Genomic DNA, 24787 nt, shown 5'->3' on the forward strand with positions numbered 1-24787 from the left:
ACCGGCGCGGCTAAGGCGGCGCTCGCCAGCGATGCCATGAGAAAGTGAGGGCGGGGAATCATGGGCGCGCCGGCATCGTTTCGAGCCTGCGGCGAATGCTCACAGCGAGATCCGGCCGATCGGTCGTGATCTGCCGCACCGGTTGGGTAAGCCAATAAGCAATATCCTCTGGCTCGTTGGTCACCCATGCACCGAGACGCTCCGACCCGAGCATCTTCAGGGCGAGCGGCAAGGCGAGCCCCAGGAGCGATTTTTCAACTGCGACGACGCAGTCGCGAATGGTGGCCAATTGCGTCAGCGCGGGCTCAATTCCGCCCATCATCTCCGCCGAACGACGATCGAGCGAAACCAGCACACGCGCCTCCGGCCAGAGCCGGCGCACGGTCTCGATCACGCCGGGCACGAAGCAGGTGATAACAGTGCGCCGTTCCAGGCCCCGGCGCTTGATCTGGTCGATCAGCCGTGCCTCCAGCCCTGAATAGAGGTTGCCGAGCGCGTCCGTCTTGATCTCGATATGCAGTTCGAGCGTGGTTTCGCTGAACACATCGAGCACATCGTCCAGGGATGGAATGCACTCATCACCGGAATCGCGAAGGCGCGTTGCCGTCAAGCGTCGCAGGCTGCGCTCGCCCACCGGCCCGCTCTCGAATGTGGTGCGATCGAGCAGCGGATCATGGATCACGACAAGCCCGCCGTCCGTGCTCTGATGGACGTCGAACTCGACTGCGTCGACCCCTTCCCTGCAAAGGTTGCGAAAGCCCGTCAGGCTGTTCTCCGGCCAAAGATTGCGTCCGCCGCGATGCCCGGCGATAAAAACCATGATCAGTCCTATTTGCTGCTGTCGACAAGACCCTTGATGAACCAGCGTTGCAACAGCAGAACGACCAACACTGGCGGCAACATCGTGAGGAGCGCACCACTCATGGCGATGTTCCAGGCGGGCTCACTGTCGGAGCGGGGGATCAGACCCTTCAACGCGATGACCGCCGTCGCCATGTCCTTATCGGTGGTGAATAGTAACGGCCAGAGATACTGATTCCAGCCGAACAGGAATAGGATGATGGCGAGCGCCACCATATTCGGAACGGACAGCGGCAGCAGAATGCTCCAGAAGAAGTGCAGCGGCGAGGCGCCATCCAGCCTCGCCGCCTCGCATAACTCATCCGGGATCGTCAGGAAGAATTGGCGAAAAAGGAATGTGGCAGTGGCTGAGGCGATCAGCGGGAGGATCAGCCCGGGATAGGTGTTGACCATGTTCCATTCGAGGGCGATCGCGACCTCGTGACCGCTGATCCAGCCCCAGAGATCCGCGACATACACGCTATCCAAGAGCCATTGCAGGGGTAGCGCCGCATTTGCCACGGCCTCGAAGGTCGGTACGATCCGAACCTCGATCGGCAGCATCAGCGATACGAAGATGAGCCAGAATGCGAGCATTCGATAGCGGAACCGAAAGTAGGTGATGGCGAAGGCCGAGAGCAGCGATACTGCGATCTTGCCGGCCGTGATGCCGAGCGCCACGATAATCGAATTGGCGAAGGTCCGGCTGAAGTTGCCCTTGCTCCAGGCCAGCTGCAGATTGTCGAAGAATTGGCCTCCCGGCAGCCACGGCAACGGCACCTTCTGCACCTCGGCCACCGTGAGCGAGCCCGCCACGAACGCGAAATACAGCGGTACGCAGACCATGAGCGCGCCGACGATCAGGATCGCGTGACAGACCAGGTTGAGAACCGGCGAGCGTTCCACCATCCGGCTAGACTCCGTAATTGACCTTGCGGTCGAAGTAGCGGAATTGCAGCAGCGTGCAGATCAGCGCAAAGCTCATCAAGAGAACCGACTGTGCGGCCGAAGAGCCGAGATCGAGATTGACGAAGCCGTCGACGAAGACCTTGTAGACCAGAATGTTGGTTGCACCGGCCGGCCCGCCTTTCGTCACCGCATCGATGATGGCGAAGGTTTCGAAGAAGCCATAAATGAAGTTCATCACTGTGAGAAAGAAGATGGTGGGCCCGAGCATCGGCAGCGCGATCGAGACGAAGCGACGGATCGGTCCCGCGCCGTCCACAGCGGCAGCCTCCATCAGCGACACCGGTACCGCGAGCAACCCCACCACCAGAAAGATATAGTCGTAGCAGATGTGCTTCCAAGACGCGGCGAGCGTCACCAGGATCAGCGCATCAGTCGGATTGAGGTTAGGGTCCCATGCAACGCCGAAACTGTGCAGCACCTGCGCGAGCGGGCCCACCGCCGGATTGAACAAGAAGGCCCACAGGATGCCGGCAATCGCGGGCGCAATGGCATAGGGCAACAGGATGATGGTGCGATAGGCCGAACGGCCGCGTACGATCCTGTCGGTCGCGAACGCCAGCACGAGCGCGCTGCCCAGCGTGAGCACGTTCTGCGCCAGCGTGAACCAGAACGTCACCGCGATCGACTGGCGGTAGTCGCTACTCGCAAGCAGTGCCTTGAAATTGTCGAACCACACGAACTGGACGTTGGTCCCGAAGGGATCGCTGAGCAGGACGGATTGCATCAGCGCCCGCAGCGACGGAATGAAGAAGAAGAACAGCAGGATCAGCAATTGCGGCAGCAACAGCAGCGTCGGCAGACCGGGACCGTCGCCGAAATTGGCTCGTTTCAGTCCGGCCTCTTCACGCCGCCGCGTCTTTCCCGACGCGCGCGATCGACCGGCGGATGCCACCGGCACGGCCTTGGACCCACCGCCCCCGTGCCTTCGCTGAAGCACGGGGGCGCGTGCCTCGCGCCACGGGATGGACAGGCGCAACGTCATGGACGCTCGGTTTCCGGAGTCTTCCCGGCATTCAGCTTTTCGAACTGCCGCAGGATTTCGTTACCCCGCTTGACTGCGTCATCCATGGCCTGCTGCGGCAGCTTCTGACCGGCGAACACCGCCTCGACTTCCTGGCGCTGGGCCAGCATCGTCTGCACGAAGTTGCCGAAACGAAACCCGCGCGAATTCTCGTTCGGCGTGCCGCGCGAGAGCTGCAGCACCGCGATCTCCCTGGTCGGATGATCCTTGTAGTAGCCCCGCTCCCGCGCGAGCGCATAGGCTCGGTTGGTGGCGGGAACATAGCCGGTCGCGCCGTGCCACCAGACCTGGGTTTCCGGCTGCGCGACGAAATCCAGAAAGGCCGCGACGGCCTCGTAGCGCTCCGGCGTGTGGCCCTTCATGATCCAGATGGCCCCACCGCCGATGGTGCTGTTGAGAGGCGGATTGATGTCGCTCTCGTGCGGCAGAAAGGTGGCGCTCCACTTGATGGTCGCGTTGCGTTCGATGTTGCCGTGCGATGCGGTCGAATTGACGAAAGTCGAACACCGCCCCGACGTGAACAGCTGCTCGGGACTGAAGCCCTGGCCGGCGATCTGCATCAGGCCGTCATCGAGCCATTTCTTGAGCCGCGCGACTTGCGACACCACCTTCGTCTTGTTGTAGATGAACTCGGTGCCGAGCCCTTCGAAGCCGTTCGCAAGCGTACCGTAGGGCTGGTTATTGATGGCGCTGTAGTTCTCGAGCAGGCTCCAGTAGAAATCGCCGGGCAGCACCGTGCCGCACTCGCTGATCCCCTTGGACTTGATCGCGTAGAGCTGGCGCTCCAGCTCCTGCCAGGTGTCGGCCGGCTTATCGAAGCCCGCCTTCTGGAAGTGATCCTTGTTGTACCAAAAGATCGGCGTCGACGAGTTGAAGGGCATCGCCGACATCCGCCCCTTATAGCTCCAGAAGCTTGCCACGGGTTTGATGAAGTCCGCAAAGTCGATCTTGTAGCCCTTCTGCTCCACCAGGTCCTGCACGGGAACGATGGCTCCCGAGAGCAGCATCGTCATGTAACCGCGCTCGGCGATCTGCACCATTTCCGGCGGCCGCTTGGCGCGATAGGCGGCGATCACCCCGTTGGTCACCTCATCATAGTTCCCCTTGGCAACCGCGACGACTGTGTACTTGTCCTGCGACGTGTTGAACTTCTCGACCAGCTCATTGAGCCGATCGGCGAGGACGCCACTCATGGCGTGCCACCACTGTACCTCGACCCGCGCCTGTGCCGGACCAACCAACGCCAACGCGCCGAACAAGGCCGCAATGAATGCGACTTTCCTACCCATGGGCAGCCCTCCCTCGCCAGGCAAGAGGCCCGGTCTATACATTTGTATCTCTATCATGACATATGTGTCACGATGATGAAAGAGGGTCGAACGCCGCTCTCGTCCGGCAGCGGGACCGGCGTCAGATGCAAGCCGTGCTTGGGTGCGCCGGGTCCAGTCGGCATAGGGCTACGAAGCGCTTCTAATTGCCCGACCGACCTTCTGCAGGGCCTCGAAGGCCTTGAAGCGGCGATCGGCCCAGCCTGCCAAAACGGCCTGGGGGAGATGGATGTCTCCCAAGGCCGACATCGCCTCCATCGCCTCGCGGAGGTCGGCATGATCGCCCGAGGCAACCGATCCAAGCATTGCGGAGCCGAGAAGGACCGCCTCTGGGGAGGCCGACGCAGCGACCGTCAACCCCGTAATATCGGCGAGCACCTGCCGCACCAAGCGGCTCTTTGCGGCACCGCCGCTGACCACGATCGTATCGAGCGCAATGCCTTTGTCTTGCTGAGCGCGAACGATCTGCCGGGCCCCGCAACCGAGGCCGCATAGCCCGGCAAGATACAGTGCCAGCAGGCTCTCGAGATCCGAGCGCATATCAAGGCCGGCAATCAACGCCCGCGCGTCAGGATCCGCGAACGGCGCGCGATTGCCGAGGAATTCGGGGACGACATGAAGCTCGCCGACCAACCCCGGGAGCCGTTCGGCACCGCCGCGTGATTCAATTTCCGAGGCAAGCCAATCGGCAAGAGGCTGCTGCTTCTGGCTTGCCACTTGTGTTGCTTGCGCCGAATGCAGATGCATCTGCAGCAGATGCTCGACCGCAGCGCCGGCGGCCGACTGCCCGCCTTCATTGAGCCAAAGCCCAGGCACCATGGCGGAGAAATAGGGTCCCCAAACACCGGGGACGAAAGACGGGTTCGGAGTGGTCGTCATGGTACAGGCGGACGTTCCAAAGACATAGGCCATGCGCGTCAGCACCGTACCCGCCGTACCGCGCGCCCCCACCGTACCAACGCCACCGGCATGCGCATCGATCAGGCCTGCAGCGACCGGCGTGCCCGCCACGAGACCGACGTCGGCCGCTGCCTCCGCAGTCAGCCCCGCTGCCAGCCTCGTTCCGCCGGGCACGATCTCGGTGCCGATCCTGCGGAACTGCTCGTCCGCCAGCACGCCGAGGCCGACCTTGCGAAAGAATTTATCGTCCCAGCGGTCTTCGTGACCCAGATAGGTCCACTTGCAGGTCACGGTACAGATGGAGCGGGACAAGCTCCCTGTCGCACGCCACGTGAGAAAGTCGGTCAAGTCCATGAACTGCCACGCACGGAAGAACGTGCCGGGCATGTTTTCGGCGAGCCACAACAGTTTCGGCGTCTCCATCTCGGGTGAGATCGTTCCGCCCACATAGTCGAGAACTTTCTCGCCCGTCTGGTTGATCCGGCGCGTCTGATCGGCGGCGCGGTGATCCATCCATACGATGACGTTACGAGCCGGATCGCCGGACGGCCCGACGGGCAGCGGCGCGCCCCCCTGGCCCAGCACCACCAGTGAGCAGGTCGCGTCGAAGCCGATGCCGGCGATGCCATCCGGCGCGATGCCGGCCTCCGCCACCGCGCCACGCACGCTGCGGCATACGGCACGCCAGATATCCTCGCTCGACTGCTCGACGATGTCGCCGGCCTCCCGCCAAAGCGCAACAGGGGCGCTGTCACTCCCGATCAGTCTACCGGAGCGGTCGAACACTCCGGCCCGTGCGCTGCCCGTGCCGACGTCGATGCCAAGAAAATTGCGGTTATCGAATTGCTTGGTCGTCATCTGGGTTGCCGATCGGAAGGCGCTACAGATCGTTGCTCTGCGGCAGAATGACGAGGTCGCGGATGGTGACGTTTCTCGGACGCGTCAACATGAAAAGCACCGCCTGTGCGACTTCCACCGGCTGCATCAAGCCGCCAGCCGCCATTTCTTCCTCGATCTTTTCTTTGGGCCAGTCTTTGATGAGCGCGGTCACGACGGGGCCGGGCGCAACAGCGCCGACACGCAGACCATGCTTGGCGACCTGCCGACGCACAGTATGCACGAAAGCCTGCACGGCGTGCTTGGAGGCGGTATAGATCGGCTCCCAGACGACGGGGACGAGACCTGCGATCGAACTGGTGACGATGATGTCGCCGCTTTTGCGCTCGACCATGTGCGGCAGCACCGCATGGACCGAGCGGAACAGCGCATTGATGTTCAAATTGAGCATGCGGTCCCAGGCATCGGGATCGCCGCCAAGCACCTCGCCGCCGACATAGGCGCCAGCATTCGCATGGAAGATGTCCAGCTGGCCCGCCTTTTCCAATACCTGCGGCATCATCGATCCCATGCTCACGGGATCAGTGAGGTCGATACGTAACGGAATCGCCCGATCGCCCAGCTCGACGCGGGCACTGTTCAGTGCCTCCTCCGCCCGATCGATCAGCACCACCCGCGCGCCGGCCCCGATCAACGTCCTGGCACATTCGAGTCCGATGCCCGACGCGGCGCCGGTGATCGCGGCAACTTTTCCTGCAATTTCCTGTGCCAAGGCTTGTCCTTTTCTTGTGAGAGTTATTCAAGCTCGGCCATGGGAGAGGCGTGAGCGCCGTGCCAGCGAATCGACGATGACCGCAATGGCAAGGACCGCGCCGGTGATCATGTACCGTAGCGACGAGGAGAGATCGAGCAACGTGAGACCGCTCGCGATGGACTGGATAACGATGACGCCGAGCAGCGCGGAATAGGCGCTCCCACGGCCGCCGAACAGGCTCGTGCCACCGATGACTGCGGCGGCGATCGCATTGAGGTTCACATCCCCGGTCCCGGCCTGCTGGCTAGACGATGCCAGCCGCGCTGCGGCAAGAATGCCGCCAGCGGCCGCCAGCGTTGAGCACAGCATGAACGCAGTCGAATAGACCCGGCGGACGTTGATGCCGGCGCGGCGCGCCGCCTCGCGATTGCCGCCGACGGCAGACATCGAGCGGCCCCATTTGGTCCGCGTCAACGCGTAGTTCATGACCACGCACAAGCCGACGAACAGACCGAACATCCAGGGAATGCCGCGCCCGAGATTGAGATAATAGACGACGAATTCGAGCACGATGGTAACCAGCAGCGCCTTCAGCACCATGCGGCCAAGCGAACTGGCCGATAGCCCCGCCTGCCGCCGCCGCGCGGCCGTGCGGTAGCCGGTCACGAACATGACCAGACTCGCGACCGCCGCCAGCACATAGGACACGATCGGCGGCATGACGAGCATCTGCCCGAAATTGACCAGCGGTGATCCGTACGGAAGATTGATCGAGCCGGAGGAGCCGAGCAGATATAGCTGCAGGCCGAGCCACGCCAGCAGGCCGGCCAGCGTCGAAACGAAGCTCGGCATTCCCAGGCGATTGAACAAAAACGCATAGAGCGCGCCGATGGCAGCGCCCACCACGAGCGCCGTGACGATCGCCGCGGCCACCGGCCAATCTTGAGCGACCCAAAGCACGCCGACGAGCGCGGATGCAAACCCACTCACCGACCCAACCGAGAGATCGATCTCGCCGACCATCAGGATACAGACGATGCCTAGCGAGATGACGCCCACCGTCGAGCAATCAAACAGCAAATTGACCAGATTGTTGGGCGCGAGAAAAACAGGATTGAGACTCTCGAATGCCGTGCAGATGACAATGAGCCCGACGACGACCGGCAGCGAACCGAGGTCGCCCGACCGTACGCGGTCGACAAAAGCGCTGATCGTGTTTCCAAGCGTGTCCGCGTGCTTGACCCGTTCGTCGCTGCGGTCGAGCGGCCGCTCCGTCGAAACCTGTTGCGTGTCGCCGGTCATCGCCCAAGCTCCGGCGACGGATGGGCGCCGCGCCGGCTGGCGCGGCGAGAAACCGAGTTTTCGTCCGCACCGGTAATCGCCGTGACGAGATCCTGGTTGGAGACGTCGGGCTCGAATTCGCCGTTGTTGCGACCGAGGCGCAGCACGACGATCCGGTCGGCAACCGCGCGAACGTCCTCCATGTTGTGGCTGATCATGATGACGCCGAGGCCGCGGGCGCGAACACGCTCGACGAGGTCGAGCACCTCAGCGGTCTGGGCGACGCCAAGTGCGGCGGTCGGCTCGTCGAGCAGGATGAGCTTTGGCTCGGTCAGCAGCGAGCGAGCGATCGCCACGGTCTGGCGCTGTCCGCCGGAGAGCGAGGCCACGGGCTCTCGCACGCTCGGGATCCGCGCCGACAATTGGTTGAGCAACGTCCAGGCGCGAAGCTCCATGGAGACCTCGTCGAGCCGCAGCGGATTGAGCTCGCGGCCGAGGAAAATATTTGCGACCACGTCGAGATTCTCGCAGAGCGCCAAATCCTGGAAAACGGTGGCGATGCCGAGACCGAGCGCGGTGGCCGGATCGGACAGGACAACAGGCTGGCCGCCGAAGGCAATCGACCCGGAGGTGGGTTGATGCACGCCGGCAAGGATCTTCACCAGCGTGGATTTTCCTGCACCGTTGTCGCCTACGAGTGCCACAACCTCGCCGGCATGCACGTCGAGATCCACGTTGGTCAGGGCGGACACGGCGCCGAAATGCTTGGAAATTCCGCGAAGACTCAAGACCGGCTTGCGCGGTCCGCCCTGCGCGTCATCGACATCCGAGATCGTGGTCATGTCCCAATTCGCCCTCTCGTCGTCCGTCCCGGCCGCCGGTAGCGGCCGGGACCGACGTCGTTACTGCGTGATGCCAAGCTTCTTGCAACCCGCGGCATATCGGCCCGTGCAGAGCTGATCGGCCGTCTGGATCTTCTTGTCGATGATCTCCGCCTTCAGGTTCTCCTGAGTGACGACGGCCGGCACGAATAGCTTCGATGGCGCATTGAAAAGCGTGGTTTCCGCCTTGGGCGTCTCGCCGGAGAGGAATTTCACTGCCGCTTGCGCCGCCGCAGCTGCCACGATCTCACTGGGTTTGGAGATCGTGTTGTACTGATCGCCGGCGATGACGAGCTGAAGCGCGGCAATCGTGGCATCGTTGCCTGTCACCGGCGGCACCGGATCAACACCTGCGGCCTTGAAAGCTGCAATTGCGCCACCGCCCGTGCCATCATTGGCGGCCACGACGCCGAGGATTTTCTTGCCGAAGCGGGTGATCTGGCCGCTCGCCCACTGCTGCGCCTTCGGCGGCGCCCAGTCCGGCGTGTCGTATTCGGCCAGAATTGGATAGCCGCTCTTGTCAAGGCCCTCGTGGATACCCTTCTTGATGAGTCCCGCAGCGGCATCGGTCGGAGACCCATTGATTTCAAGCACGCCTTCGCCCTCCTTGGCCGTCACGTTGGCGGCCTTGAGATGCTTGACGAGCGACTCGGAGATGGCCTTGCCGATGGCTTGATTGTCGAAGGACACGTAGAAATCGACTTTGGCGTCGGGGACCGGCCGGTCGTAGGCTATGACCTTGATGCCCTGCGACTGCGCCATCTTGACGAGGGAGGCCGCCGCGGTCGAGTCGACCGGGTCGAGCACGATCACCTTGGCGCCCTGCGAGATCACCGAATTGAACTGCTGTTGCTGCCGTGCGGCGTCCGCGCTGGCGTTCTGGTAGATCACTTTGCAACTGGCGCAGAGCTTCTTCATCTCCGCGGCGAAGCCCGGATAATCATGTTGTTCGTAGCGGGTGGAAGCCTGGTCCGGCATGAGGAAGGCAACGGTCGCGTCCTTCACCTCTGCTGCCTGCGAGAACATGGCCGTTATGCCGAGCAGCGACAGCGCCAGGGCAAGTGTGCCCGTATGTTTCGGGGAGAATCTTTTCATTCAGACTTTCCTTTCCAGAACTAGAGTGCTGTGGTTGATCCTTGAAGATGGGCCTTCGCGGCTTCCGTCCCCGACGAGTGCAGGTGCTCCGAAGCCGCGGAAATTCCTGGACAAGCGATTCCTGTCGCGGGCTGCTGTCGCATGCCCGCGTCATTCTTTCCGTGGTGATCGTCTCCTTTTGCTCTTCGCCGGCTAGGCAGCGTGCGCCGTATTGATGTTTTGCGCCAGCAATCGCCTGAAGCGCGAAGGCGGCATGCCTTTCTCTGCCAAAAACTGCCGGTTGAAATTGGAGAGATTGTTGAAGCCGACTTCGAAGCAGATGTCGGTGATGGACGCCTGCTCGTCACTCATCAGGATCTGGCAGGCGAGGTTGACGCGAAGGCGCTTGACGTATCGCACCAGTGGCATGCCGGTGTGGCGGCGGAAGGAGCGCGAAAACGCGCTCTGCGACTGGCCGGCGATTGCCGCGAGCTCCGCTTCACCGAAAGGCTGCGTCAGGTTCTGACGGATGAAGGCGAGCGCCTTGTTCATGCCCGCAGACATATAACCCGACGGGTCGGGCAGATAATTCGGGCTGGAGAGCGGGCGCGCATTGCGGGCGCGGCAGAGTGTTCCCAAGATCATCAGGAACAGCTCGATCCGACGCACGCCGTTCGCCGTCACGATCTCCTCCATGAGCGAGGCGATTTTGTCGCTCGTGCTGCGGGTGAAAAGCGCGCCGCGGCGGGAGAATTCCAGCAGCGAGGCAAGGCCGGAGAGCTCAGGCATGATCTTTATCAGGTCGCCTATAAATTCTTCACTGAACTGGAGGACGCGTCCCCGCAGCGGAATGGTACTCCCCGCCGGCAGATCACTCACCCAGTTGTGCGGCAGGTTGGGACCGGTAAGGACGAGATTGCCCGGCTCGAACTCGCCGATAAAGTCGCCGACGAAATAGCGACCGCAGGTGGCTACAACCTGATGGAGCTCGAATTCGGGGTGGAAATGCCAGCGGACCGTGTGGAATGGGTAGCCGTGCGACCACGCCTTGAACGACTCGCCCCGCCGTATCTGGACAACTTCCAGGTCCGGTTCCATGTCCGCTCCCTTCGGGCCGGTGCGGCTTGCGATGATCCGCCCTGTTCCCTTATCGGCTGAATTTGCTCAGCGCTTCCTCTCGTCGGGAGAGTAGCGACCGGTCCCTAGGCACGCCACCACCATTTCAATGTGCAACTGATACTTTTTTGATGTGCAGAACGCCGTCCCGAGCCCCCCGTCGTGCCCTAGGCGTGTGCGGATCGGCTGCAGCCGCTGCTCCGGGAGTGCTTGGACGCCGCGCTCAAGATGAACGGATTGCGGACGCGATGCCGATCGCACGCGAGCGCGGCCCAGACCGACTCGAATCTCCTGACGCAAGCACAGCGGGGACCGCCGCCTCATCCTGGCTGCGGCCGAGGCCGACCGCGCAGGCGCCGTTGGGTTTGCAGGTGGCATCGCGTTCATCGGCGCTGCGGATGGAGGTGGTGCTAAGCCCACCCGCGTAATCCTGCAGGCTGCCGATAGGCTGTGAAGGCCATGCAACGCCAGCCAGACGATGGAGGAGATCGTGCGCCACACCAACCTATGGCTTCTCGGAGCCAAGCTCGCAGCGCTTCACCACAAATTCGGACTGGTCGGCAGACGTCCGCTTTGGTGCGGAACGCAGACCTGGTGAGGCCAATGCGGAAAATCTGCTTCCGAGGATAATGAGGCTGATAGCCCTTCAGCACGTGCTCGCGAACAAGGGCTGAGCGGGCGGCCGCAGCACGATGCGTAGCGACGAAGTGCCGGACATGTGCGCTGACTGCAGGTGTTCGGGCCTTGCTTCAAGCGGCCGCACACGTAGCCCGCCCCCGAAATGCGTCGTCAGCATGCAAACGCCTAGGTTTTGGATGATACTCCAGATGCGGTCGAGACGAACTTTCTTGCTCATGATCAAATCGAGCTGCAGTATTTGGAAGTTGTCGGAGCGACGATGCGCAGTCATTCGCGACTGCAGTCGCCCGCACGTGATAAACTGAAAACACCAGATCCGTCCCTCACCGCTGGTACAGTTAGGAACTACCGCTGGGTCCCTCTTCGCCTCTCCCGGGGTGGTTCTGAACGTTGGCCCCGACGCGGCGGCCGGGGCTAGCACCGCGGTGGTAAGCTGGACCAGAACTAAGTCGCTGATGGTCAAGTCGGTGTTCGAACGTGTGCGGCTTGATCGATGGTGCCACGCTTTACAGCCCCCGCGCCCATGCGACGATAGCTCGAACGACAGCCGCTGGCTGTTCACAGGGAAGAGCGTGGCTGGCGTTTGGCACCACGGCCACGCTGACGCGGTCTCCGAAATCGTTCTTCAGCTCATCAGCCGTGTCCCGCGGCCGAAACGGGTCATCTGCGGCTTGCAGATCGAGCATGCGTGCCGCGCCGCTTGCCCACCAGGATTCTCGTTTCGTGTTGAGGCCAGCGGCCCGCTGACTCTCGGTGACATCCTTGTGCCACCCTTCAAGCCAAGAGGACGCGTCGTTGCCTGGAGCGAAAAAGGCGAACTCCAGCGCCTTCAACCGTAACGCCGTCGGCTGGCTGAGATCGTTGATCGTGGTTATCGCGTCGCTGAGCTGGCGTGGCCAACTCTTCGCACCCGCCGCCATCAACACGACGCCGCGGACAAGCTGGGGATGGTCAGTTGCAACGGTGCGGGCGATCCAATTGCCATAGGCGTGGCCCGCAATGATAGCCGGACCAGCGCCCTCGTGCTTGATGATCGCTGCGATGTCATTAGCGAAATCATGAAAGCTGACGCCTGTCATCAGCCCGACACTGCTGCCGATGCCGCGCGGCTGAGGACGCAGCACGCGGAAGCCGGCCTGCGCGAGTCCCCCGGCGAGCACGTCGAAGTCTTCCGAATCACGACCGGTGGATGGGAGCAGGACGATCATGGGTCCGTGCCCCTCGGCGATCACCTCGATCCTGGTTGCGCCAACATCGACGATATGCCGTGACCGATTTTCGGCCGCGGATGCCATGGTAAGCTGAAGCACCAACCCGATCGTGACGCTGGCGCGGCCCAGAACAACTCCGGTCATGGTTTCTTCCACCTGAGCTCGACGCGCAAATGCCGGATGCCATTTATCCGAGGCTTGGCGAGGAGCCGTCTGTTGCAACGTTTGGCTAGGTTAACCGCAGGGCGGCAATCCAGCGCCCATGCGAGATTCTGTCACGCATCAGCGCGCTGCTTTGCTGCCTGCCGAAGGTTTCCCTCGTGAACCTGCGCTGTAGCGCTCACAGATCCGGTCGAGCTCGTACCTACGAGCATCACCACAGCACCGAATGCCATCACCGCCCCATAGACGTATAGTCCGTATGTTAGCGACCCCGTCACCGTGGTCATCCAGCCGACTAAGGTCGGCGCGAAGAACGCGCCGATACCGCCGCAGGTCGTGATCATCGCAATTCCGCCGGCCGCCGCCGATCCCGAGAGATAGAGGCTGGGCATCGTCCAAAACGGGCCCGTCGCGCCGAGATATCCGACCGTCATCACCGTGAGCAGACTTATAGCCATCCAGGGATGGCCCATTGCCTGAGGAAGCAACAACCAGCCGATCGCGCAAAGCAATGTCGGGACCGCGGCGTGCCAGCGTCGCTCGCCCAAACGGTCGGAGCTTCGCGCAATGAGTTGCTGCGCTGCCACGGCGACGATGTAGGGGATGGCGGAGAACAGGCCCAGTGCAAGCGGTTCGTGAATTCCGGTTCCGCGGAGAATGGTCGGAAGCCATAGCGGAATTCCGGCTCCGCCGGCGATCAGGCCGACCGACATGCCGCAAAGAATATACAGGCGTCGATCGCGCAGAGCCGCTCCGAAATTGTGCTGACGCTGTCGCTGACCTGCATTCGCTTCGCTTTGCAGTTCGGCGGTAATGATTGCAACCTCACGCGCCGAGAGCCATTTCGCCGTCTGGGGACTGTCGGCGAGCACGAAGTAGACAACGATGCCCGTGAGCGCCGAAGGCAGGCCCTCTATGATGAACAGCCATTGCCAGCCCTTCAGGCCGAGCAGCCCGTCGGCGCCACCGAGAATAGCTCCGGACAACGGCCCGCTGACGATGCCGGAGATGGCGATCGCAGACATGAAGAGCGCGGTGAATTGGCTGCGGCGCGACGGCGGGATCCAAGTGGTGAGATAGAACAGCACGCCCGGAAACAGCCCAGCCTCGGCGGCCCCCAGCATGAAGCGAAGAATGTAATAGTGAGAAGGCGCGGTCATGAAAGCGAGCGCCGCCGAACAAAGCCCCCAGCAGACCATGATGCGCAGCAGCGTGGTCCGCGCCCCGATGCGGGCGAGCCACAGATTGCTGGGCACCTCGAACACGCTGTATCCGAGGTAAAAAAGGCCACCGCCGAGGCCGTACGTCGCCTCGCTGAAACGCAGGTCACCCATGAACTGCAGCTTCGCGAACCCGACATTGCCGCGATCAATGAACGCAAGCACATATGCCAGCATCAAGATCGGAACCAGGCGCCACGCCACTTTGCGAAACGTCGCATCCACCTCCTGGTGACCAGGCATATCGATACTTGTGTCCGTCACGCGCGCCTCCCCTGCCGGCCGCGCTCGTGGCGCGTCGTTTAGCCTTATGTCATAAGCATGAACTATAGGGCTAATCTTGTCCAGCGGGGGCGTTGTCAGAGGCGCATGTCCAGACGCACAAGGTCCCCCCGATAGACGCCCTTGGACAAGAGAATGAGGCGTCCTCGATCATCGACTGCCGATCGATCGACGAGACACACGGGCGCGTTCAGCGGAAGCTCGAGCAGTGCCGACATTTCGAGATCGGCGGAGCCGATGACGATGGTTTGATGCGCGTGGCTGATGTTGCGCGGAAAGAAGCTCGCCAGACGCATCGCCGTCGTGCTGCTCAGAGCTTCACGGGGGATCAGCGGAAAGAACTCCACATCGATGAACACGTCGGCCACCAGGAATATCTGTCCCTCGCGCGAATGACGCCGCCTCAGCCGGCGATACCGTGACGTCGGCGCGCCGATATCATGAAATCGCCGCGGTAAATGGCTCACATCGTCCTCTTCCAAGACCTCGATGACGGCGCCTTCTCGCGCATTGAGAAGCCCGCGCCAGTCCGTGGTCATGTCGAGCCAAAGATGTTGGCGCTCCTGCGCGTTGACGAAAGTCCCCTTCGCCCTGAAGCGGCTGATCAGGGCATCGCTCTCGAGGATGCCAAGCGCCTGGCGAATGGTGGCGCGCGCTACGCCATGCTGCGCGGCCAATTCATCGACGGTTGGGATCTGATCACCCACTGGCCAATGACCGGACTCGATGTTGCGGCGAAACAGCGTCGCCAGCTGGACATAGCGGGCAACATTGCTGCGCGAGAGGTCCGGCTTGGCCGGAGACGTGGTGCGGCTAGGCATGACAGGACTGCAGGACACGAATGATCAATAGGCTAGACATATGATCTTTTTCCTTCTATGGCGAGAGGCATCATAACGCTGCATGATAGGAACGCCCGGGTGTCTCATGTCCATTTCCGAGGAGGCCGGGGGTGAAGCTTCATTGGTCGCCTCGTTCGCCCTACGTCCGCAAGGTGATGGTTGCCGCACATGAACTCGGGCTCGCCGAGCGCATCACTTGCGTGCGCAGCGTTGCAGCCCTGCCGACCCCCAATCCTATCATCATGGCGGACAATCCCCTGAGCAAGATCCCGACCCTGGTCCTCGATAACGGAGATGTCCTGCTCGATTCGCGCACGATCGTCGAATATCTGGACAGTCTGGCAGGACCGGGCGTGCTGGTGCCGCTTGAAGGGCCGGCGCGCTGGCGCGCTCTCAGCCGGCAGGCGCTGGCGGACGGCCTGCTCGACCTGCTGATCCTGTGGCGAAACGAGCGCACGAAACCGGTGGAGCGGCAGACAGAGGCGTGGCTCGAAGCGTTCTCGACCAAGGTCAATGCGACATGCGATCGGTTCGAGCAGCAGGCCGCGAATTCGCCGGCGTCGAGTTTCGGGATCGGCGAGATCGCGCTCGGCTGTGCGCTGTCCTACGCCGATTTCCGGTTTGCCGAGCTCGATTGGCGATCCGGACGTCCCCATCTTTCCAGCTGGCACGAAAGCTTCGCCGCCCGTCCATCCGCGCAGGCCACGGAGGCCGTCGATGACTGACGACACGCGAGCGGCCGAGCGCAGCGGTCCGCTCAGTCACATCCGTGTTCTCGACCTCAGCCGCATCATGGCTGCGCCATGGGCGACGCAGATTCTCGCCGATCTGGGTGCGGATGTAATCAAGGTTGAACGGCCGGAAACCGGCGACGATACGCGCAGTTGGGGCCCGCCCTTCCTGCGCGACGCGGAGGGCCGGACCACCAAGGATGCTGGCTACTTCCTCGCCGTCAATCGCGGCAAACGGTCCATCACCGTGGACATCGCGCAGCCCAAGGGACAAGCCATCGTGCGGCAGCTCGCGGCGACATCTGACGTCGTCATCGAGAACTTCAAGGCCGGCGCGCTTGCCCGCTATGGCCTGGATGCGAATTCGCTTCGAGCGCTCAATCCCGCGCTGATCTATTGCTCCGTGACGGGCTTCGGTCAGGACGGGCCGCGCTGCGATCAGGCTGCCTATGACTTCGCTATCCAGGCGTTGGGCGGGCTCATGAGCATTACCGGAGAGCGCGACGGCCGCCCCGGAGCGGGCCCGCAGAAGGTAGGCATTCCGATCATCGATCTCATGACCGGCATGTACGCGGCAGTCGCGATCCTGGCCGCTTTGACGCGCGCCGCAGAGACGCGCCAGGGCGAGACCATAGACCTTGCGATGCTGGACGTTTCGGCAGCGATCCTCGCAAACCAGGCAATGAACCATCTGCTCACCGGCCGGATTCCAACGCGCGGCGGCAACCAACATCCGAACATCCAACCGCAAGACGTATTCGCCTGCGCGGACGGGACGTTCGTCCTCGCCGTCGGCAATGACGGCCAGTTTGCCAAGCTTTGTTCGGTTCTGGGCAAGCCCGAATGGGCCAACGATGCGCGGTTCAGCACCAACGCTGCCCGCGTGATCAACAACGCTGTGCTGACAGAGCTTCTGGCAGGGCAGTTCGCCGGGCGCACACGACATGAGATCGTCACTGCTCTCGACGAGACCGGCGTCCCCGCCGCCCCAATCAACACCATCGATCAGGTGCTGGCCGACGACCAGATCCGGCACAGAGGGATGCTTCAGCAGCTTCCTCACCCGATCGCCGGAAGCTTGCCCCAGATCGTCAGCCCGATCCGGATGCAGGACGCTCCGCTCCGCTTCAACCGCGCGCCTCCTACCCTCGGTCAGCATACGCGGTCGGTCCTGGAAGAGATCGGTCTCAGCGACACCGAAATCGCGGCGCTCGCGGTGGAGGGCATTGTTTGAGCATCGACGAAAAGAAAGTGTCCTGCCATGAGCCGCGCATTCCGCTCCTGAGCGCCGACGAGATGAGTCCCGCGCAGCGGCAAATCTATGATCAGGTTGTGTCGGGACCGCGCGGCCAGATGATTGGTCCGCTCCGCGCCGCTATTCACAGTCCGGAACTCGCCGCGCTCTGGTCCGAATTCGGAGAGTTCATACGCTACCGCACATGTCTGCCGCCGCGGCTGAACGAGCTTGCCATCCTCGTCACCGCGCGACGCTGGACCAGTCAGGTCGAATGGTGGGTGCACGCCCGCGCCTGCGCCGCGGCCGGAATGCCTGAAACGATGATCGACGCAATCGGCGCCAAACGTGCGCCGGTGTTTACCGAAGAGGCGGATCTGGAGGTCTACGAATTTGCGCGGTCGCTGCAGCAGATGGGCCAGGTTGGACAGGAGACGTACAACGCCATTCAGCGCCGCTGGGGCACCCGCGGCGTGGTCGAGCTGACGGCCGTGATCGGCTACTACACGATGGTCTCGATCACGCTGAATGCGCACCGCTTGCCGCTGCCCGAGGGCATCGATGAGCTGCCGTTGGAAAGCGATCTCGTTATCCTTCCGCCGGGCCGGCTTGGAGCGGCCTCGTCAGTGGCGGCAGCTCAGTCGTGACCGTCCCTCCCCCGCTCGCCTCAGCGCCCTTACGCGCCCTTCCCCCGGGAGCCTGCGACGCACACAGTCACGTGTTCGGACCCTTCGATCGCTTTCCGCCGATCGAACGGTCCGTCTACGCGCTTCCGGAGGCCGCGCCCGAGATTCATTCCGCCGTTCGCAACACGCTCGGTGTGGCGCGCGGCGTGCTGACGCAACCTGCGCCCTATGCCAATGATCCCGCCGCGATGCTGGCCGCCATCGCCGGCGCCCCCAAGGCGTTGCGCGGAGTCGCGGTGACGGACGAATCCATCGGCGACCCGACTCTCGAGCGCTGGCGCATGGGCGGCATCGTCGGATTGCGCTTCACCGAAATGCGCACACCGTCCGGTGAACGCTATCCCGGCAGCGTCGGTTTTGCGGCCCTTCGTGCCCTGGCGCCGCGCATGCGCGAGACCGGCATGCACGCGCAGCTCTGGGCCAGTGCATCTCAGCTTGCAGAGCATCTTCCCGCATTGCTCCGGCTCGGCGTGCCGCTCGTGGTCGATCATATGGGGAACCCCGATCCGGGCGAAGGTCCGGACGGGGTGGCCTTTGCTCGGATCGTCGACCTACTCGCCGACGGCACGTTGTGGATGAAGCTGGTGCTGTGCCGGCTGTCCGCCGGCGGTTCGGACTACGCGCGCATCCGACCGCTTCACGATCGTCTCGTCGAGCGCGCACCGAACCGGCTCGTGTGGGGCTCCGACTGGCCCTATGTCCGCATGCAGCCGGCGCCGGATGCCGGACGTCTTGCCGACCTCTTCCAGGAGTGGATCGATGACGCCGCGCTCATTCGGCGCATCCTGGTCGTGAACCCGGCCAGTCTTTACGGTTTCAACAAGGAGGAACAAGCATGAGAGGATTAGAGGACGTCGAACGCTTCCGTGTCACGGTCGGGGCCCATGTCGCAACCGTCACGATCACCGCCCCGCCCGTGAATGCCCAGGACCGTCGTTTCCGCGAGGAATGCATTCGCGTCTTCGACGTGCTCGGCGCAGACGCCGACGTCCGCGCCATCGTCCTGACCGGCGACGGCAAGGCCTTCTCCGCAGGCGCGGATCTTTCCGAGCGCGCAGCAATCCTGGCCGAACCCGGCGGGTATTCGCGGCACAACCGGCTGGTTCGCGCGTCGTTCGACTGCGTGCTCGAATGCCCGAAGCCGGTGATTGCCGCGGTCAACGGCGCCGCGATCGGCGCGGGCTGCGTCCTCGCGCTCGTGTGCGACATCCTCGTCGTTGCCGAGGAAGCGTTCCTGTCCATGACGGAAGTCGACTACGGTCTTGCCGGCGGCGTCCGCCACGTGCTGCGCGCCTTCAGCCCTTCCGATGCACGCCTGATGATCTACACGGCCAAGCGCATTTACGGACCGGAGCTGCTGCGAATGAACGCTGCATCCTTGTGCGTGCCGAGGGCGAAGCTGCTCGAAGAAGCCACTTCGATTGCACGTACCATTGCCGACAAGGTTCCGCTCGCCGTGATTGCCGCCAAACGCTCGTTTGGCCTTACGGAGGAAATGCCGCTTCGCGACGGCTATCGTTACGAGCAGAGCCAGACCGCAGCACTGGCGGAGACCGAGGACACCAAGGAGGCGCTGACGGCGTTCCGCGAAAAGCGAAAGCCGGTGTTCAAGGGCCGGTGAGCTCATGCCGCAAGATGCGAAATGGATCGAGCTGCTCGATTGCCGCGGTCGTCTCCTATAGGGCACCCAAGCGGCCGCGCCGCGCAAGGCGAATTGGAAAAGCGGGAAGATGTCATCCGGCGGATCGGGGCGCAGGTGGGATAGGATCCTCGATTGGCTGCTAACGCCTTTCGAGTGCGGGAAAATAGACTTAGCTCGGAACGTGCGTAGGGATCAGCGCCCGTAGGGAGCAACGTGATGAGTCACAAACGAGTGCAGCTCACGAGCTGCACAAAAACGGAGGAACGCAAACGATGAAAGCACTTGCAACAATGGGCGTTGCGGCACTCGCTCTCTGCGCCTCGCCTTATCCGGGCAGGCTGTACGCCGCAGCGGAGTCACCACCTCAAGGGCCGAGCGTTGGTGACCAGGATTTGTCGCCGTTCTACCGCTGGACCGGCGCTTTGCCCGAGAAGCCAGGACTCATGCTACGCCAGGAGGGGTTGCCCGATCAGCCTGAGATCGTTGCGGTGGCAACGGCCCGAAGAATCTTGTACACTTCCACGGATGCAAGATGGCAATCCGGCATCATTCCGGTAAGCGGCACGCTTTATCTTCCGAAGCGAGCCGCGCCACAGGGCGGATGGCCGCTTGTTGCCTGGGCGCATGGCACGCTCGGCGTTTCCGACAGGTGTGCCCCGTCCTGGAGCAGGCATCGACCGCGGGACGGCGAGTACATCAACAATTGGCTGGAACAAGGCTTCGCTGTCGTTGCCACTGACTACCAGGGTCTTGGCGGCCCCGGCCCGCATCCCTATCTCAATTGGGGAGCAGAAGGACGCTCGGTGCTCGATGCCGCAAGAGCAGCGCTTGGCCATGCGAACGGACAGATCGCCAACGCCATCATCATCACGGGTCAGTCGCAAGGCTCCGGCGCCGCTCTCGGCGCAACGCGTCTGGCGCCCTCTTACGCGCCCGACCTCAACATCAAGGCATCGATCGCAACCGGCATCATTTCCGCGTTTCCCCCGGCAGATAAGAAGCCTTCAAGCGAGCAGAGTTTTGCGCGTTCAGTTCCGCCGCAACTCACCATTCTCATGATGATCGGCGGTGCTCTCGGGGACGACGCGATAAAGCCGGACGACCTCGTGACTGAGGTAGGCAAGCCACTGCTGCAGGCCGCCCGCGAGGGATGCAACGCGGAGCTTGCACAGGTCGTTCGCAGCAACGGCCTGACCCTGGCCAACAGCCTGAAAGATCCTGAAATCGCGGATCGTCTAAGTGCCGTCATAGACATGAGCCCGGTTCAAATGCCGGTACCGGTCTTTCTCGCCACAGGTCTGGCCGACAAGGCGATCCAACCGCAGCGCCAATATGCCGCTGTTGCAGCGCTCTGCGCTGCCGGGAGCCCCGTGGTTTGGAAGACCTATGCTGGCGTGAGCCATAACGGAACGGTGCACGCAGCCTATTCCGACGAGCTTGCATTCGTTCAGGCCGCGCTGGCGGGCAATCCAATGCAGTCCAATTGCGCTTCGATTGCCGAACCTGGGCCGGCGGGCGAGCCCTTACCCGGTTTCAAATTCAACGACTAATGAGACCCCGAAACTACGCTTTAGGGTGATTCGCTCCCTGCCGTACCGTTCAGGGTCCGGCTCAAACGCCTCCGCGCGAGGCAGATCCCTTGGGCAATGATGGAGAGCCAGACTTCCGCATCCGAGCAAGTCCGGCAGCCTGTCCCATGTTCACCGGACGGGACGGGAACGCTGTCACAACGGTAGCTTGTGACCCCAAAGCGAACAGGCTATGGCAGCATCGAAAGGTCAGTTGGTTCTGGTTCTGCACCCGCTGCTGTCAGCATCGCGTGGACCTGACCGCGGTGATGGGTCTGGTGGTTGAAGAGTTCAATAACACAGAGAGCCTTCGGCTTCCCGGTCCGAGTTGAACCATCCCGCGGATACCAAACATGCATCCCGTTGAGGTGTAGCTGCGATCGATTGAAAGAACGCACCTCGATCCTTCCAGCGATCCACATTCGTCAGTCCATCAGCGGCAGTTACCAAAGAGGCGTTCTGCCAACTGTTGTAACGGGCCATAAGTCAGGCAGTATTCGGCTGAGATCATTTTCTCGGGCTCCAATGGTTCTCGATGTTGCCGCTCAGGCCCCCGCCCTATAGTTCAGGATCGCGCGCACACAGATTTTGCATCAGCAGCGAACGACGGCTTTGTCCGCACACCTCGGCGCTTTGCCGGCGAATCAGCAAGCTCCTGTTACTTCCCCGTCCAGAAGCGGGAGCTCAGCGGTTGATGTAAATCCAGATCAGGAGGCGGCCGCTTGGTTTAGGCACTCTCGAAGCCAGGCATGAGCTCGGTCCTCCTGATTGCGCGGATGCCAGAGCGCGACGATGCGCGCAGGCGGAAGATCGAGCGGCGGCGGCGTAAGATCGAGCTCGTGAGCGAAGCGCATGAGAAAACGTCGCGGAAGGGTGCAGATGCAGTCGCTACGGGCAAGAATGACGGGCGCCGCTGCAGGCATTCGACGTGATCGACCAGTTTCTCTCGGAACAGTATGAGCATGACTAGCGCGATCTTCGCGGATCCCGCCGCGAGCACACAGGTGCTTCGCCTGATACGCCCCCATCGAAGGCCTAGGGCGATGAGACCATGTTGTGAATAGGGACGTCGCCACGCCAAGAAGCCACTCCACGGTGGCCGCACCCGATTTACTGCGAGATGCGAGGCGCAATGGTCTGAGGCCCTCGCTCATCAGGAGGGCGAGAAAGCGCTGCGCGGTCCGCCTGTGCTTGACGGTTACACTGATCACATTGTGGAGAGCAGCCTACTTCCCCGCTCTGAAAAAACACCGTTCGAAAAACCGTTTTAATTCGGCCCTCTCAAACGGTTTCTCTGGCTAACGTCTTGTTTATTTGGTGGGCGCACCAGGGCTCGAACCTGGGACCCGCTGATTAAGAGTCAGCTGCTCTACCAACTGAGCTATGCGCCCGAAAGGCGGCCAATGCCTTGCGAGGTCGGTCGTTTAGCAAAGCGATCCAGGTCTGGCAAGCGACGCCACGCAAGTTTTCCAAGGGTTTGCCAAGGGCTGGCCAGGGGGTTGGCCAAGGGTTCGTCCACATCCCCCAAAAAGCGAAAAGCCGCTGGATTCCAGCGGCTTCGCCAGGGTTGATCCGAGACAACCCTTGAAAGCTCAGAGCCGGCCCTCGCGCTCCCGCTCCGGGCCGCCGTCGCGGTCGAAACGGTCACGGTGGAAGTGGTCCATGCCGCGCTCCATCATGCGGTCCATGCCGCGTTCCATGAAGTGGTGGCGCGGCCCGTCTTCGCCGCCGCCGAACGGGCCGCGGTGGCGGGTCAGCACAGCGAGGCGCCGCTTCTGGCCCTCATCCAGGGTCTTGTAGAGCGGATCGGCGGCATCGGCGATCTTCTTCAGGGCCGACGACGTTGCGCCCATGTCCTCGGCGCGCTGGCGCAGGCGGGCGACCGGATCCTCCGGCTTGTTCGCGTCCTTGTTGGCGTCGCCGGGACCGGCATTCATCCGCGCATTGGCACGGTCGATACGCAGCTTGGCGAAGTCGCGCACGGCGGCCTCGACCGGCGGCCACAGCTTCTCCTGATCGGCGTTGAGCTTCAGCCCGGCATGGACGGCGGCGATCCGCGCGTCGACCATGGCGGCGCGGTCTTCCGGGTTCATGCGGATGTGGCGCATGTGCTCCATCCACGGGCGATGATATTGGGCATAGACCGCGCCCGAGCCGGCGATGCTGAGCACGGCGATGGCGGCAATGGTGAACTTCCTCATGCGAACTCTCCTCTGGAAGGATCTCGTGAGGATGGGCGCAGCGCGGCTCACGCGCAACTTACAACTTGGACAGGAACGCGTTCTTTCGAAGATCTAACGCTCCTGAATTTTCATTCAGTCGCAATCGGAAATCATTCGCAACAAAGGGGCTTCCGCGCCCGGCACGGAAGCCCCTCCATTCATTGTGCGTTCAATCAGTTCGTCGTGCTCTTCGCTTCCTTCTGGAATTCGTCGATCAGCGGCTGGCCGACGCGGCCCGCGGCATCCTTGTAGACCGGCTCCATAGCCTTGCGCATCGCCTCGTCCTGCTCCGGCGTGAGCTTGATGATTTCGCTCTTGCCGCTCTTTCTGATCTCGGCGAGGGCGTCCTCGTTCTCCTTCTGCGACTGCGTATTGTTGAAGTCGGTCGCTTCCTTCATCGCCTTCGTAAGCTGGTCGCGGATGTCGGCCGGCAGGTCGTCCCAGAACTTCTTGTTCACGATCACAACGTAGCCGATGTAACCGTGGTTGGACTCGGTGATGTACTTCTGCACCTCGTGCATCTTCTGGGTATAGATGTTCGACCAGGTGTTCTCCTGCCCGTCGACCACACCGGTCTGGAGCGCCTGATAGACTTCGCCGAATGCCATCACCTGCGGCAGCGAGCTGAGCGCCTTGAACTGGGCCTGGAGCACGCGCGAGGACTGGATGCGGAACTTGACGCCCTGATAGTCCGCCGGCGTCACCAGCTTTTTGTTGGCGCTCATCTGCTTGAAGCCATTGTCCCAATAGGCCAGGCCCGTGATGCCCTTGGAATCCAGCAGCTTGAGCAGCCGAAGGCCGAGCGGGCCTTCTGTCACCTTCCGCAGCGTCTTCAGGTCGGGAAGGATGTAGGGGAGATCGAACACCTCGAACTCGCGGATGCCGAGCGGGCCGAACTTGGAGTTGGACGGCGCCAGCATCTGCACGCTGCCGAGCTGGAGCGCCTCGAGCTCTTCCTTGTCCTTGTAGAGCGTCGAGTTCGGATAGACTTCGACCTTGACCTTGCCGCCGGTGTACTTCTCGGCAAGCTCCTTGAATTTCTCCGACGCCTTGCCCTTCGGCGTGTCGGTGGCCACCACGTGGCTGAACTTGATAATGATCGGCGATTGGGCCGATGCCGGTCCGGTCAAGCCAAGTGCCAGGACCGCGATGGACGCGGCGATTGCGAAGGTGCGCATAATCTCTATCTCTCCATGTTATTATTTGGGCCGCCCGGCGGGCGGGCGGCCAATCTTCATGTCGGCAGCATCAATACAGGCCGACATCGCCACCTGCTATTGGCCGTTAGCAGGGCAGCCATTCATGGTGAACGCCCGAAAGCACCGCCGTACCGCCTCTATCGCCCGC

General features: G+C 62.5%; 21 protein-coding genes and 1 tRNA gene. 6 read left to right on the forward strand and 16 right to left on the reverse strand.

Annotated features, from left to right (window positions below):
* Positions 1–58 precede the first annotated feature (58 nt).
* From IVA88_RS30080 to IVA88_RS30140, 13 genes are all read right to left on the reverse strand, one after another.
* The gene (locus IVA88_RS30080; protein ID WP_247500811.1) at positions 59–820 is read right to left on the reverse strand and encodes a glycerophosphodiester phosphodiesterase family protein; all 762 of its coding nucleotides are present in this window, start codon (positions 818–820) and stop codon (positions 59–61) included.
* An 8-nt stretch (positions 821–828) separates the two neighbouring features.
* Entirely contained in the window at positions 829–1749 is a 921-nt protein-coding gene (locus IVA88_RS30085) for an ABC transporter permease subunit (protein WP_247500812.1), read from the reverse strand.
* Between the two features lie 4 nt (positions 1750–1753).
* On the reverse strand, positions 1754–2791 hold the full coding sequence (locus IVA88_RS30090) for an ABC transporter permease subunit (protein ID WP_247500813.1): 1038 nt from the start codon (positions 2789–2791) through the stop codon (positions 1754–1756).
* Positions 2788–4119 carry an extracellular solute-binding protein gene (locus IVA88_RS30095; RefSeq protein WP_247500814.1) on the reverse strand — a complete coding sequence of 444 codons (1332 nt, stop codon included), beginning with the start codon at positions 4117–4119 and terminating at the stop codon, positions 2788–2790. Before IVA88_RS30095 ends, IVA88_RS30090 begins: the two co-directional genes overlap by 4 nt.
* Positions 4120–4287: 168 nt before the next feature.
* Positions 4288–5916, reverse strand: a complete 1629-nt coding sequence (locus IVA88_RS30100) for an FGGY-family carbohydrate kinase (RefSeq protein ID WP_247500815.1) — start codon at positions 5914–5916, stop codon at positions 4288–4290.
* A gap of 22 nt (positions 5917–5938) precedes the next feature.
* Positions 5939–6667, reverse strand: coding sequence for an SDR family oxidoreductase (locus IVA88_RS30105; RefSeq protein ID WP_247500816.1), 729 nt, complete (start codon positions 6665–6667; stop codon positions 5939–5941).
* A gap of 27 nt (positions 6668–6694) precedes the next feature.
* The gene (locus IVA88_RS30110) at positions 6695–7951 is read right to left on the reverse strand and encodes a sugar ABC transporter permease (protein WP_247500817.1); all 1257 of its coding nucleotides are present in this window, start codon (positions 7949–7951) and stop codon (positions 6695–6697) included.
* The gene (locus IVA88_RS30115) at positions 7948–8772 is read right to left on the reverse strand and encodes an ATP-binding cassette domain-containing protein (protein ID WP_247500818.1); all 825 of its coding nucleotides are present in this window, start codon (positions 8770–8772) and stop codon (positions 7948–7950) included. Before IVA88_RS30115 ends, IVA88_RS30110 begins: the two co-directional genes overlap by 4 nt.
* A gap of 60 nt (positions 8773–8832) precedes the next feature.
* The gene (locus tag IVA88_RS30120) at positions 8833–9906 is read right to left on the reverse strand and encodes a sugar ABC transporter substrate-binding protein (protein WP_247500819.1); all 1074 of its coding nucleotides are present in this window, start codon (positions 9904–9906) and stop codon (positions 8833–8835) included.
* 192 nt (positions 9907–10098) lie between these two features.
* Entirely contained in the window at positions 10099–10983 is an 885-nt protein-coding gene (locus IVA88_RS30125) for an AraC family transcriptional regulator (RefSeq protein ID WP_247500820.1), read from the reverse strand.
* Positions 10984–12146: 1163 nt separating this feature from the next.
* The gene (locus IVA88_RS30130; RefSeq protein ID WP_247500821.1) at positions 12147–12995 is read right to left on the reverse strand and encodes an alpha/beta hydrolase; all 849 of its coding nucleotides are present in this window, start codon (positions 12993–12995) and stop codon (positions 12147–12149) included.
* A gap of 131 nt (positions 12996–13126) precedes the next feature.
* Positions 13127–14497 carry an MFS transporter gene (locus tag IVA88_RS30135; protein ID WP_247500822.1) on the reverse strand — a complete coding sequence of 457 codons (1371 nt, stop codon included), beginning with the start codon at positions 14495–14497 and terminating at the stop codon, positions 13127–13129.
* Positions 14498–14592: 95 nt separating this feature from the next.
* Positions 14593–15336, reverse strand: coding sequence for a GntR family transcriptional regulator (locus tag IVA88_RS30140; RefSeq protein ID WP_247500823.1), 744 nt, complete (start codon positions 15334–15336; stop codon positions 14593–14595).
* Between the two features lie 131 nt (positions 15337–15467).
* On the opposite strand from IVA88_RS30140, the gene IVA88_RS30145 reads away from it, so the two are divergent.
* The 6 genes from IVA88_RS30145 (at position 15468) to IVA88_RS30170 (ending at position 21200) form a co-directional block, all read left to right on the forward strand.
* The gene (locus IVA88_RS30145; RefSeq protein ID WP_247500824.1) at positions 15468–16082 is read left to right on the forward strand and encodes a glutathione S-transferase family protein; all 615 of its coding nucleotides are present in this window, start codon (positions 15468–15470) and stop codon (positions 16080–16082) included.
* On the forward strand, positions 16075–17322 hold the full coding sequence (locus IVA88_RS30150; RefSeq protein ID WP_247500825.1) for a CoA transferase: 1248 nt from the start codon (positions 16075–16077) through the stop codon (positions 17320–17322). The genes IVA88_RS30145 and IVA88_RS30150 overlap by 8 nt, the downstream gene beginning before the upstream one ends.
* Positions 17319–17969, forward strand: coding sequence for a carboxymuconolactone decarboxylase family protein (locus tag IVA88_RS30155; protein WP_247500826.1), 651 nt, complete (start codon positions 17319–17321; stop codon positions 17967–17969). Before IVA88_RS30150 ends, IVA88_RS30155 begins: the two co-directional genes overlap by 4 nt.
* Positions 17966–18847, forward strand: coding sequence for an amidohydrolase family protein (locus IVA88_RS30160; protein ID WP_346657660.1), 882 nt, complete (start codon positions 17966–17968; stop codon positions 18845–18847). The genes IVA88_RS30155 and IVA88_RS30160 overlap by 4 nt, the downstream gene beginning before the upstream one ends.
* A complete protein-coding gene (locus tag IVA88_RS30165; RefSeq protein ID WP_247500828.1) occupies positions 18844–19629 on the forward strand; it encodes an enoyl-CoA hydratase/isomerase family protein in 786 nt (261 codons plus the stop codon). Before IVA88_RS30160 ends, IVA88_RS30165 begins: the two co-directional genes overlap by 4 nt.
* A 293-nt stretch (positions 19630–19922) precedes the next feature.
* Complete coding sequence (locus IVA88_RS30170) at positions 19923–21200, forward strand: lipase family protein (RefSeq protein WP_247500829.1); 1278 nt, start codon at positions 19923–19925, stop codon at positions 21198–21200.
* A 1333-nt stretch (positions 21201–22533) separates the two neighbouring features.
* Here IVA88_RS30170 and IVA88_RS30180 read toward each other — a convergent pair.
* The 3 genes from IVA88_RS30180 to IVA88_RS30190 all read right to left on the reverse strand — a co-directional run bounded on the left by IVA88_RS30180 (position 22534) and on the right by IVA88_RS30190 (position 24618).
* Positions 22534–22609 (reverse strand) — tRNA-Lys (locus tag IVA88_RS30180).
* A gap of 201 nt (positions 22610–22810) precedes the next feature.
* Positions 22811–23419, reverse strand: coding sequence for a Spy/CpxP family protein refolding chaperone (locus IVA88_RS30185; RefSeq protein ID WP_247500830.1), 609 nt, complete (start codon positions 23417–23419; stop codon positions 22811–22813).
* A gap of 194 nt (positions 23420–23613) precedes the next feature.
* Complete coding sequence (locus tag IVA88_RS30190; protein ID WP_247500831.1) at positions 23614–24618, reverse strand: TRAP transporter substrate-binding protein; 1005 nt, start codon at positions 24616–24618, stop codon at positions 23614–23616.
* Positions 24619–24787 lie beyond the last annotated feature (169 nt).

This window comes from Bradyrhizobium sp. 149, from assembly GCF_023073915.1.
Taxonomy (GTDB): Bacteria; Pseudomonadota; Alphaproteobacteria; order Rhizobiales; family Xanthobacteraceae; genus Bradyrhizobium.

Excerpts from the sequence above, each read along its gene's own strand:
- IVA88_RS30140 (WP_247500823.1), bottom strand. The coding sequence starts at position 15,336 with ATGCCTAGCCGCACCACGTCTCCGGCCAAGCCGGACCTCTCGCGCAGC.
- IVA88_RS30100 (WP_247500815.1), bottom strand. The coding sequence starts at position 5,916 with ATGACGACCAAGCAATTCGATAACCGCAATTTTCTTGGCATCGACGTC.
- IVA88_RS30085 (WP_247500812.1), bottom strand. The coding sequence starts at position 1,749 with ATGGTGGAACGCTCGCCGGTTCTCAACCTGGTCTGTCACGCGATCCTG.
- IVA88_RS30165 (WP_247500828.1), top strand. The coding sequence starts at position 18,844 with ATGAGAGGATTAGAGGACGTCGAACGCTTCCGTGTCACGGTCGGGGCC.
- IVA88_RS30115 (WP_247500818.1), bottom strand. The coding sequence starts at position 8,772 with ATGACCACGATCTCGGATGTCGATGACGCGCAGGGCGGACCGCGCAAG.
- IVA88_RS30170 (WP_247500829.1), top strand. The coding sequence starts at position 19,923 with ATGAAAGCACTTGCAACAATGGGCGTTGCGGCACTCGCTCTCTGCGCC.
- IVA88_RS30120 (WP_247500819.1), bottom strand. The coding sequence starts at position 9,906 with ATGAAAAGATTCTCCCCGAAACATACGGGCACACTTGCCCTGGCGCTG.
- IVA88_RS30190 (WP_247500831.1), bottom strand. The coding sequence starts at position 24,618 with ATGCGCACCTTCGCAATCGCCGCGTCCATCGCGGTCCTGGCACTTGGC.
- IVA88_RS30110 (WP_247500817.1), bottom strand. The coding sequence starts at position 7,951 with ATGACCGGCGACACGCAACAGGTTTCGACGGAGCGGCCGCTCGACCGC.
- IVA88_RS30080 (WP_247500811.1), bottom strand. The coding sequence starts at position 820 with ATGGTTTTTATCGCCGGGCATCGCGGCGGACGCAATCTTTGGCCGGAG.
- IVA88_RS30095 (WP_247500814.1), bottom strand. The coding sequence starts at position 4,119 with ATGGGTAGGAAAGTCGCATTCATTGCGGCCTTGTTCGGCGCGTTGGCG.
- IVA88_RS30125 (WP_247500820.1), bottom strand. The coding sequence starts at position 10,983 with ATGGAACCGGACCTGGAAGTTGTCCAGATACGGCGGGGCGAGTCGTTC.
- IVA88_RS30090 (WP_247500813.1), bottom strand. The coding sequence starts at position 2,791 with ATGACGTTGCGCCTGTCCATCCCGTGGCGCGAGGCACGCGCCCCCGTG.
- IVA88_RS30150 (WP_247500825.1), top strand. The coding sequence starts at position 16,075 with ATGACTGACGACACGCGAGCGGCCGAGCGCAGCGGTCCGCTCAGTCAC.
- IVA88_RS30185 (WP_247500830.1), bottom strand. The coding sequence starts at position 23,419 with ATGAGGAAGTTCACCATTGCCGCCATCGCCGTGCTCAGCATCGCCGGC.
- IVA88_RS30130 (WP_247500821.1), bottom strand. The coding sequence starts at position 12,995 with ATGACCGGAGTTGTTCTGGGCCGCGCCAGCGTCACGATCGGGTTGGTG.